Source organism: Microcystis sp. M53603_WE2 (assembly GCF_030065435.1).
In genome coordinates, this window is the sequence record NZ_JASJFF010000435.1 from 1 (window position 1) to 1,371 (window position 1,371).

The window sequence follows — 1,371 nt, forward strand, 5'->3', positions numbered from 1 at the left end:
AAAATTGCGGCTCTTCGGGACTTGGTATGGTTCGATAGGGGAGCATAAATCGACTCAATCCTTATCTGGCAAGAGATTTAATTGATTAGTTCGCTCCAGATCGCAAACAATTGACAAAAATTGCGGCAATGTCTGTCTCTATAAAGGTTTCATTCCTTATAACCCCGTCCATTGCATAAGACAAACCGAAGAACCAAAATTGCTCCTCCCAAAAACCATCGCCCCTCCCCATCATCAAAAAATGATCGCACTACAAGATCAGCTACAAGCTCTGCGATCGCATTAATAAAAATCCAAAAAATCAGATAATTACGGTGAATAACAATCAATTTAGTGCGTTACTACAAGAGCGATCGCACTTATTGACCTCGCCCTGGCTTACAGTCGGCAAAACTTAATGCCTCTGTGTCTAGAAAACTGGCGATCGCCATCTCAAGGATTGCTTCAACGGGATAATCAATTTCAGTAGCGCGAGCAATCAGGGCATCCTGAATCCAGTCTGGTAAGCACTTTAAAATATTTTCCGCATCCGCAGACGAGATTTGCTCCGAAAGTTTCACTTGCATGGGTTAGGACTCCAGTATGAATTTGAACATTATACGGTGGCTCAGTTGCCCTTAAAATGATCGCCTCTAGTTCTAATAGTAGCGCAGGGTTTTTTGAGTAAGGTATTGTCTGCACCGCAATTCGTACATCTTCACTTGTATATTGATCGAGCCAAGCCCACAAAAAAGCTTTGTGTCCACCTTTAAAACGACCTCGTAAGCTTTTGGTTTTACCAATGTAAAGCAATCCCTGATATCTATGTCTGACTGCGTAAATACCAGGAAGATCGGGAATTTCGCTAAAATCACGGCTCAAGGGTTGACATTGCTCAAAGGGAGTAAACGCAATTGCATCTAAGACGTTTCTTGCTTGGTTCTGTATTTCAGAGTTGTTCGTTGGCACGGAAGGCAGATTATCGATTATCGAACTCATCATGCCACAAAAAAAGGCACATTACACTTCGTTAATGCACCCCATAGAATCAGCGATCGCACTTTCAAAAGCAAAAATGAACATAGTTTTAAAGTGTAATCGACAAGATGACGGCGATCACAATAATTTTATTTTCTTAGCCAATTGATTAAAAGATTTTTAATGCGTATTAGTCTTTCTGGTGAGATAGTTCCTAAACGTGCATTGATTACAGATGATTCGACACTTGTTAATCGTCCTAGCCGAATTAAAGAAGCCACTTTAAGTCCAGTAGTAATATAGTCAGAATCTGAGGTATTAATAATTTCATCAAATCCTAGAGTAGCTTGATGAAGACGAGAAGAAATTAAAGCAAGTAATAAATCACGATGGCGACTTGGTGAAATAGCAATA

Annotated in this window: 3 protein-coding genes; all 3 read right to left on the reverse strand. The window is 40.1% G+C overall.

Annotated features, from left to right (window positions below; genetic code table 11):
- Positions 1–359: 359 nt before the first annotated feature.
- Positions 360–560: a hypothetical protein gene (locus PX481_RS09065; RefSeq protein WP_223213113.1), complete on the reverse strand. Its 201-nt coding sequence runs from the start codon at positions 558–560 to the stop codon at positions 360–362.
- Positions 463–981 carry a GIY-YIG nuclease family protein gene (locus PX481_RS09070; protein WP_002764180.1) on the reverse strand — a complete coding sequence of 173 codons (519 nt, stop codon included), beginning with the start codon at positions 979–981 and terminating at the stop codon, positions 463–465. Before PX481_RS09070 ends, PX481_RS09065 begins: the two co-directional genes overlap by 98 nt.
- Positions 982–1,106: 125 nt before the next feature.
- On the reverse strand, positions 1,107–1,371 hold a 265-nt coding region (locus tag PX481_RS09075), incomplete at its 5' end, for a type II toxin-antitoxin system PemK/MazF family toxin (RefSeq protein WP_288094456.1).